This window comes from Mesorhizobium sp. M0830 (assembly GCF_040319965.1).
GTDB lineage: Bacteria > Pseudomonadota > Alphaproteobacteria > Rhizobiales > Rhizobiaceae > Mesorhizobium.
In genome coordinates, this window is the sequence record NZ_JAMYOR010000111.1 from 1 (window position 1) to 8,166 (window position 8,166).

Sequence of the window (8,166 nt, forward strand, 5' to 3'; positions counted from 1 at the left end):
AAGGCGTTCGGAACGAATACGTTTGCCTGATGGGAGCGGTGTGAATCGAGAGGTTCACGCACCCTTCTGCGAGAGGCCGGCAGGTGAAATCCCTCCGGCCTACTCACCCGTCGACCAACACCAAGCTGACCAAACGCACCGGCTGGGCGCCGAAGGGCGAGCGCTTCAGGACGCATGCCCCATTCGGCAAATGCCAGACGCAGACCTTCATCGCCGGACTCCGATGCCACGGTCTTGTCGCGCCGTGGATCATCAACGCGCCGATCAATGCCGCCATCTCCGAACGCTACGTCGAAACCCAACTCGCTCCAGAACTGTCGTCCGGCGATGTCGTCATCAATGTCGGCTTCCACAAGAATGAGCGCGCCGTACAACTGGTTCGCCAAAGGGGCGCATTGCTCCTGTTCCTGCCGCCGTACTCTCCCGATCTCAACCCGTGTATGGATGGCTCCTGCGGGTCAAGGGTATCGGATCGGGTTTGGTGAACAGGTCGGTTGCGGCCATGTATACGGCGTCTGAATGTGCAACGGGATCGCTGCGCGCCCTGATGAATATCCGCTTGGAGAACAGGTCCCACTCAATCGAGCGCGCTCGAGGCGCTTCGGATTGATCGGGGTGTCCTGGTTCTTCGTCTCCGTTTGTTCGCCATCACCTCACTTTGCCCTGACCATTCCGAGAGCCTGTCAGGCTGACTTCGGCTCGTAACGCGATCCGTCCCTCAGGACGGCGAATATTGTTCGTGCCATGCGATGCGCCAAAGCGACGGCGACGATCTTCGTCTTCTTTCGCATCAGCATGCCCGATAGCCAGTCCGAGGTCGGCTCGCGCTTGAGTCTGCATCTGAGCATGATCTGCGCCATGGCGCCCAGATACAGCAAGCGTCGGATATAACGATTGCCCATCTTCGAGATCCGGCCCACCCTCTGCTTGCCTCCGGTGGAGTGCGGCTTGGGAGTGAGGCCGAGCCAGGCGGCATAGTCCCTTGCGCTGCCGAAATTGTCGACATCCGGCGTCGTCGCCGCGATGATCGTCGCCGACAGCATCCCCACACCTGGGATTGTGGCTAGACGCTGGCTTGTCTCGCTTTGCGCGTAGGTCTCTTCGAGCTCGTCGGTCAGCCGCTCGATCCGCTTGTCCGTCTCGGCCAACTGATCGAAGAGCAAACTCACAGGCATTCGAGCTACTTCCGGCAGTTGATCCAGTTGATCCTTCAGTCGATTGACGTTCTGCGCGCCCTTCGCCGCGATGACGCCGAACTCCGTCATGTGGGCCCGGATCGCGTTGCCGATCTGCGTGCGCTGGCGAACCAGAAAGTCTCGCGTGCGGTGAAGAACCAGAACCGACGAGCAGGCTTCGCTCGTGATGGCGACAAACCGCATGGAGGGGCGTGTCACGGCTTCACAGATGGCGGCCGCATCCGCAGCATCCGTCTTCCCGCGCTTCACGTAAGGCTTCACATAGGAGGGCGGCATCAGCCGGACGTCGTGCCCCATCTCCAGAAGCCTGCGCCCCCAATCGTGAGAACCTGCGCAAGCCTCCATGCCGATCAGGCATCGTGGACGCTTCTGGAAAAAAACCAGCAACTGGCTGCGGCGAAGCTGACGGCGTACGAGAACCCGACCGTTCCCATCGACACCATGGATCTGGAAGACACTCTTTGCGAGGTCGATGCCAACTGTGGCAAGTTCTGACATGGATGGCTCCTTTGCTCGGGACGACAACATCCCAACTATGGCGCAATGCGACGCCGGGAGCAGGAGCCATCCACACCATCAATCGAGATGGCCTATTCAAAACTCAAGGCGAGACTGGGAAAGAAGGCGGCCAGGACATTCGATGCTCTCTGCGACGGTCTCGGGATACATGCAACCTATTTGAGCCCGCCGAATGCAGAAACTCCTTCAAAAGCTGCTGAATATGAGGCCAATTAATCGCGACACGCTTTAGCGCGGCCGCGAAGGCAATCGGGGTGGCGGTGCAGAAGCACTAAAAAGCTATCCCTTCAGCTACCGGGTAGCTTAGGGCGACACAATCAGTCAGCTGAGCCTACAGGAGCCGTTACTAACGGATAACATTTAGTCGCTCGGTACATAACTTTTTGTTCCGTTGTTTTGTTCTTCCCGCGTCGCTAGCCTTCCTGGGCGCCAATCAACTAAACAAAAAACTGAATGGGAACGACCATGAAGAATAGCATAGGTGTAAGCCGCCGGACCATCCTCAAAACCGGCGCAGCGCTAGGAGGAGGAGTTCTAGCTTCCGGGATGACGCTCTCTCAGGCGATCTGGGCTGCCGAAGGCAAGGTCCTTATGGCGCGTTGCGCTGGAAGTCCCCAGAAGCTCGACCCACACTTCTATGTGTCGAGTATCGAAGTCGACGTGATGAATTGCATTTATTCGAAGCTCACACGCTTCAAGCCGGGCTCCGAATGGGGCTGGGAACTCGAGGCAGCAGAAACGGTCGAGCAGATAGACCCGACGCATATCCGCTTCCGCCTGAAGAAAGGCATCAAATTCACCGGCGGCCATGGCGAGTTAACGGCGAAGGACGTGAAATTTTCTTTCGAGCGCGCGATTAAACTCAACGCGCCGACGAAGCCTGAGTGGGGTCCGCTCGATCATGTCGAGATTGAGAATGACCATGCAGGCGTCATCGTATTCAAGACGCCATACGTGCCGGTTTGGATGATCAGCTTGCCCTATGCCGTCGGTCATATTCTTTCGGAAGATGCCGTGATGAGCGCATCCAAGGACGGCGGTGATTTTGGCATTAAGCCGCCAGCATTCTCTGGTCCCTATATACTTGCTGACTGGAAACCGAACCAGTTCTTGCTCTTAGAACGAAATCCGGATTGGTCTGGCCCGAAGCCGGGGTTTGATGAAATCCGCATTGTGCCAATCGGCGACGATAAAACGGCGGAGAGGGCATACCAAGCGAGTGACGTTGATTTCACTCGTATCAGTGTCGACTCTCTAGCAAAATTCAAGAGCGCCCCGCCGGCCGACACCAAGGTCGAGGAACATCCCTCGCTCTATTACTCCTGGATTGGCATGAATTTGGATCACCCGAAGCTGAAGGACATCAATGTCCGCAAGGCGATCCAGTGGGCGATCAATGTGCCGCAGATCCTGGATGCCGCCTATGCGGGCCAGGCAGCAGTGTCCACAGGCACTATTCCTCCAGGCATCGTCGGGCATCGCGATAAGGCGCTCGTTCCCCCAGAGGGCGATCTGGTAAAGGCCAAGGAATTTCTGGAAAAGGCTGGCGTAAGGGATCTCACCCTGACAATCGATTGTGAGAACGCGAGCACTTATTCGACCATAGCTCAGATCGTTCAGTCACAACTATCCCAAATCGGTATTGCGGTCGTGGTCAATGTCCAAGATTCCGGCTCGTTTTGGACACTCGGCATGGAATCGGATGGCGACCGCTGGAAGGATATGCAGCTCATCGTCAATCGCTACTCCAGCCTGCCGGACCCTCATTACTCGACTAGCTCGTTCGTGCAAGAACAAGTAGGTGTATGGAACTGGGAGCGCTTCCGCAGTGAGCGGTTTGATGAACTCAGCACCAAAGCCCTTGCCATAGCGGACCCCCAGGAGCGAGCGGAGCTGTACCAGGAGATGCAGGATCTGATGGAGGATTCCGGCGCCTACCGCTTCTTGACCCATGGGGCATCGCCAATCATGTACCGTAACACAAAAGTGCTGGCCTCAACGCGCCCGGACGGAGCCCCGCTCTTTATCGATTTCCAGCCGGTTTAGGCTCAAGCGATGTGATCGGGCGGAAATTATGTGGCTCTATCTCCTGAAACGAATTGTCCTCGCGGTCGCAATCATTGCGATCGCGGTGACACTTCTGTTCCTCATGATCCATGCCGTGCCTGGCGATCCTGCAGTAACTTTGCTCGGTCCACGGGCGACTCCAGAGATGAAGGCTCAAATCCATCAGCTAATGGGGCTGGACAAACCCCTTGCTATGCAGCTCGCCATCTTTTTTGGTAGGGTGTTCCATGGCGATCTGGGCTTCGACGCGTTTAGCCAGAGGCCTGTTAGGGAGATCGTCTTCGAGCAATTGCCCTATACGATCGAACTGATCTTCGTCTCGATCTTGTGGGCGGTCGCGATCGCAGTGCCACTTGGATGTTACTCGGCCATAAGGCGCAACTCTTTGATCGACCAGGTTGTCGGGATCATGGCGGTCGCCACGATCGCAATTCCTTCCTTCGTGATTGCGGTCTATGCGCTGCTGATTTTTGCCGTGACTCTGCGCTGGCTGCCAGCGATCGGTGTCGGCAATGGATTTTGGGATGGACTTGCCTATCTCATTCTCCCAGCGTTCGCCATGGGGATTGGCTGGGTCGGCTACATCTCCCGGCTGGTGCGCGCCTCGATGCTCGAGGTCCTAGGAGAAAACCACGTGCGCATGGCTCGCTCCTTCGGGATATCGGAATGGCGTATCGTTGCGCGCTACGCGCTGCCGCTCGCGATCCTGCCGACCGTGACCATACTGGGGGTAGGCATCGCGTGGCTGCTTTCGTCCGCGGTCTTTATTGAAGTGGTCTTCGCGAGACCTGGCATCGGCGCTTTGATCGTAAATGCGGTCAATACGCGCAACTATCCGATTGTCATGGGCGTAGTGCTCGTCACGACTGTCCTGATCGTTGCCGCCACGACGCTCTCCGATGTGCTCAACGCATTCCTCGATCCGCGAACCCAGGAAAAGCTCTGACATGGAGAGTGTAGAAGCCACCCGTCCCAAACTTAGCGATGCCATTGATGCCGGCGCCTTTCGTACCTTCCTGCGGCAATTTCGCAAAAACCGCATGGGCATCCTGGGAGCAGCGCTTGTCGTACTCATAGCAGCAACTGCAATCTTCGCTCCGCTGTTGATAACGCACGATCCGATCCGGATCATGGTGGGGCCGCGTCTGGCCGCACCTTCACTGGATTTTCTGCTGGGTACGGACCATCTGGGACGCGACACATTTTCTCGCACCATCATGGGCGGTCGCATCCCGCTTCTCGTTGCTTTCGCCTCTCTCGGCAGTTCGTTGGCAGTCGGCCTCGTCCTTGGTTTGATTGCAGGTTTCGGTCCTCGCTGGCTCGACAATGTGCTACTGCTTGTCTTCGATACGATCCGCTCGTTTCCGAGTATCGTTTTCGCGCTGGCCATGATCGCGCTTCTGGGCCCAAGCCTAGCGAGTGTCATTCTGGTCATCTCAATAACGTCCATGCCTATTTATGCGCGGGTCGTGCGTACCCAGACAGAATCGCTTCGCAACAGCGAATACATTGCCGCGGAGCGCAGCATGGGCGCCGGCACAACGCGCCTCCTGGCCGTGCACGTGCTCCCGAACGTAATAGGCCCACTTCTCATCCTCGTGAGTATGGACGTGCCGGCCGTCATCGCCGTAGAGGCAGGTCTCAGTTTTCTCGGCTTGGGTGTGCGCCCGCCGACCCCTGATTGGGGAGCTATCCTCAACGACGGCTATAGCTACATCAATGCGACGCCCTGGCTGGTTGTTGCCGGCGGCATTCCCATCGTCATCGCAACGCTTGGCTTCACGTTCCTCGGCGAGGCGCTGCGCGATATGTTCGATCCCAAATTGCGGAAAGATCTATGACAAGCGATGATCTAACACCGCGTACGTCCACCCGGCCGCTACTTGAGGTTCGTGATCTAAATCTTGATTTCAGCACACCGCGTGGCCACGTCCATGCCCTGCGCAATGTCTGGCTCGCCGTGCCGGCTGCACAGGTGATTGGCATAGTCGGAGAAAGCGGGTCCGGGAAGTCGACACTCGCGTATACGGTGATGGGCCTGCTTCCAGAAAATGCAGATGTGACATCCGGCAGCATCCTGTTCCAAGGTAAAGACTTGCTCAAAATGTCCGCTCAGGCGCGCCGTAACCTGCTTGGTGATCGCCTCTCCATGATCTTTCAGAACCCAATGACCGCACTCAATCCGGTGCGGACTATTGAGAGCCAGATGATCGATATCCAGCACCACGAACAAGGAAGCCGGAACGAAAAGCGCGCTCGCGCCATCGAGATGCTTCACCGAGTCGGAATTCCCGATCCCCAAAGCCGTATCCAGGCCTATCCGCATCACTTCTCAGGCGGCATGCGTCAGCGCGTTTGCATCGCCATGGCGCTTCTTGTGAAACCAGCACTTCTCGTCGCCGACGAGCCAACCACCGCGCTTGATGCAACGCTGGAAGTGCAGATCATTCATCTCCTCAAGGATTTGCAAAAAGAAATCGGTTGCTCTGTGCTCTTCGTTTCCCATCATCTCGGCGCGGTGGCTGAGTTGTGCGACCAGGTGGTCGTTATGTATGCGGGCGAAGTGGTGGAGCAGGGCGCCGTTCGCGACATCTTCCTCAATCCTGCTCACCCCTACACGCGCGCGCTGCTTGAGTGCGATCCCGGGCGGATCAAAAAGAGCACGCGCACTTTGCCGACCATTCCGGGCGAGGTGCCCAGCCTCCTGGGGAGCAAAGTGGGATGCATTTTCCGCACACGTTGCCGACATGCGTACAGCCGCTGTGTGCAAGAGAACCCGGTCGAGTACCGCATCGGTTTCGACCATGTCGCCCGGTGCCATCTGCTCGATGACAAGCGTCTGGTTCCGGCATGAGCGCGCTGCTTCGGGTTGAGGACCTGCGCGTCCGTTTCCGCACAATGGGTCCACTGAAGGCGCTGGCAACCGGGACGAAAGCCCCTTTCATCGAAGCAGTATGCGGTGTGTCCTTTCAAATCCCCAAGGGCGAGACCCTCGCCCTTGTCGGTGAAAGCGGCTCAGGCAAGTCGACCGTCGCGCGCACGATCATCGGCCTGCAGCGGGCTGTGAGTGGCAGCATCAGCTTCGACGGACAGGAAATTGAGGCGCTCAGCGGGGCTGAACGCAAGCCCTACTTGCGGCGCATGGCGATGATGTTCCAGGATCCGATCGGCTCACTCTCGCCGAGGCTGACGGTTCGGGCGCTCTTGACAGAGCCTTTTCGCATCCATGGATTAAAGGGTCGCGATCTCGGAGGCGAAGCCGACCGCCTGCTGCGCATGGTCGGCTTGCCAGCGGATTTTGCTCGCCGCTACCCCCATCAGCTTTCCGGAGGTCAGGCCAGGCGTGTTGGTATCGCGCGGGCACTTGCGCTCAATCCGGACTTGATCATTGCCGATGAGCCGACCGCAGGCCTCGACGTCTCGGTGCAGGGCGAGGTGCTCAATCTTCTCGCGCGGCTTCAGGACGAACTCGGCATGGCTATCCTAATTATCACGCATAATCTTAACGTTGTGCGCCACATGACTGATCGCATGGCGATCATGTATCTCGGCCGCTTTATTGAGGTCGGCTCGACCGAGCGCATCTTTGAATACCCGCGTCATCCCTACACCGAGGCGCTGCTCGCGGCCAATCCCGAACCTGACCCGGATGCGGTGCTCAATAGGATCGAACTCAAGGGTGAGGTGCCGAGCCTGATGAGGCGGCCATCAGGCTGCGAGTTCCACACCCGTTGTCGTTACGCGCAGGATATCTGCAGCCGCGTCTTCCCCGAACCGTCGGCAACCCGAGAGGACACGGCGCACAGCTTCAAATGCCATTTCCCGCTGGAGCGGGAAATCATCCCGGATCTGGACGGGTCACACCTCTTCTCAGTCGGAACCAAATGATTGTGACTAGGGAGGCGTTGGGAGGTGTCGGCAGGAGCTTTGCGTCCCAGCCACACGCACAAGTACGGAAAGAGCAGATTCTCGATCTCTGAGAAACGAGCCTGTTGGCCTCGGGCAGTTCGGTCAAGGTAACTTCGCCGCAAGGCTACAGTCTTGCAACGGAATTTCCGCGACGCAATGGAAGATCTCCGGCGCCTGGTAGTTCTGCAACAGGATGCCAGCGTTGCTCTGCCGCTTCAGACCGAGGATGACATCGATATCGTCGGCCATTCGATCAGCGGAAACAGTCGCAGGGACGCGCCAATCTTTAGCCTCCGATTATAGCCCATATATAACTGTTATAACTATATAAGGGATATCAAGCCCGCGCGAGCGGCAATTTTGTCCCGGCTGTGTTTCGGCGTGGAATAAGGGCTCTGACGCACTTTTGGTGGTGATGGGGCCTACGCAGAACCGATGACGCGCGCCTGGAGTAGGTCGAGTTTTCCTCGGCCGT

8 protein-coding genes are annotated in these 8,166 nt (G+C 57.8%); 6 read left to right on the forward strand and 2 right to left on the reverse strand.

The genetic code is table 11. The features are described 5' to 3' along the window. Nucleotides 1-83 precede the first annotated feature (83 nt). Nucleotides 84-485, forward strand: a complete 402-nt coding sequence (locus NKI20_RS33025) for a transposase (protein ID WP_352838139.1) — start codon at nucleotides 84-86, stop codon at nucleotides 483-485. Nucleotides 486-683: 198 nt separating this feature from the next. Here the strand turns inward: NKI20_RS33025 and NKI20_RS33030 are convergent, their stop codons facing one another. Then, complete coding sequence (locus NKI20_RS33030; protein WP_352838141.1) at nucleotides 684-1,694, reverse strand: IS110 family RNA-guided transposase; 1,011 nt, start codon at nucleotides 1,692-1,694, stop codon at nucleotides 684-686. 486 nt (nucleotides 1,695-2,180) lie between these two features. Between NKI20_RS33030 and NKI20_RS33035 the strand changes: the two genes are divergently transcribed. The 5 genes from NKI20_RS33035 to NKI20_RS33055 are packed head-to-tail and all read left to right on the forward strand — an operon-like array spanning nucleotide 2,181 to nucleotide 7,670. Next, a complete protein-coding gene (locus tag NKI20_RS33035; RefSeq protein WP_352838143.1) occupies nucleotides 2,181-3,761 on the forward strand; it encodes an ABC transporter substrate-binding protein in 1,581 nt (526 codons plus the stop codon). 28 nt (nucleotides 3,762-3,789) lie between these two features. After that, on the forward strand, nucleotides 3,790-4,728 hold the full coding sequence (locus NKI20_RS33040) for an ABC transporter permease (protein WP_352838145.1): 939 nt from the start codon (nucleotides 3,790-3,792) through the stop codon (nucleotides 4,726-4,728). A gap of 1 nt (nucleotide 4,729) precedes the next feature. Further along, entirely contained in the window at nucleotides 4,730-5,623 is an 894-nt protein-coding gene (locus NKI20_RS33045; RefSeq protein WP_352838147.1) for an ABC transporter permease, read from the forward strand. After that, entirely contained in the window at nucleotides 5,620-6,636 is a 1,017-nt protein-coding gene (locus NKI20_RS33050) for an ABC transporter ATP-binding protein (protein WP_352838149.1), read from the forward strand. The genes NKI20_RS33045 and NKI20_RS33050 overlap by 4 nt, the downstream gene beginning before the upstream one ends. Continuing rightward, nucleotides 6,633-7,670 (forward strand): ABC transporter ATP-binding protein, encoded by a 1,038-nt coding sequence (locus NKI20_RS33055; RefSeq protein ID WP_352838151.1) that lies wholly within the window; start codon nucleotides 6,633-6,635, stop codon nucleotides 7,668-7,670. The genes NKI20_RS33050 and NKI20_RS33055 overlap by 4 nt, the downstream gene beginning before the upstream one ends. 123 nt (nucleotides 7,671-7,793) lie before the next feature. Here NKI20_RS33055 and NKI20_RS33060 read toward each other — a convergent pair whose 3' ends face one another. Beyond that, nucleotides 7,794-7,940, reverse strand: a complete 147-nt coding sequence (locus tag NKI20_RS33060; RefSeq protein ID WP_352838153.1) for a hypothetical protein — start codon at nucleotides 7,938-7,940, stop codon at nucleotides 7,794-7,796. Between the last annotated feature and the right edge of the window lie 226 nt (nucleotides 7,941-8,166).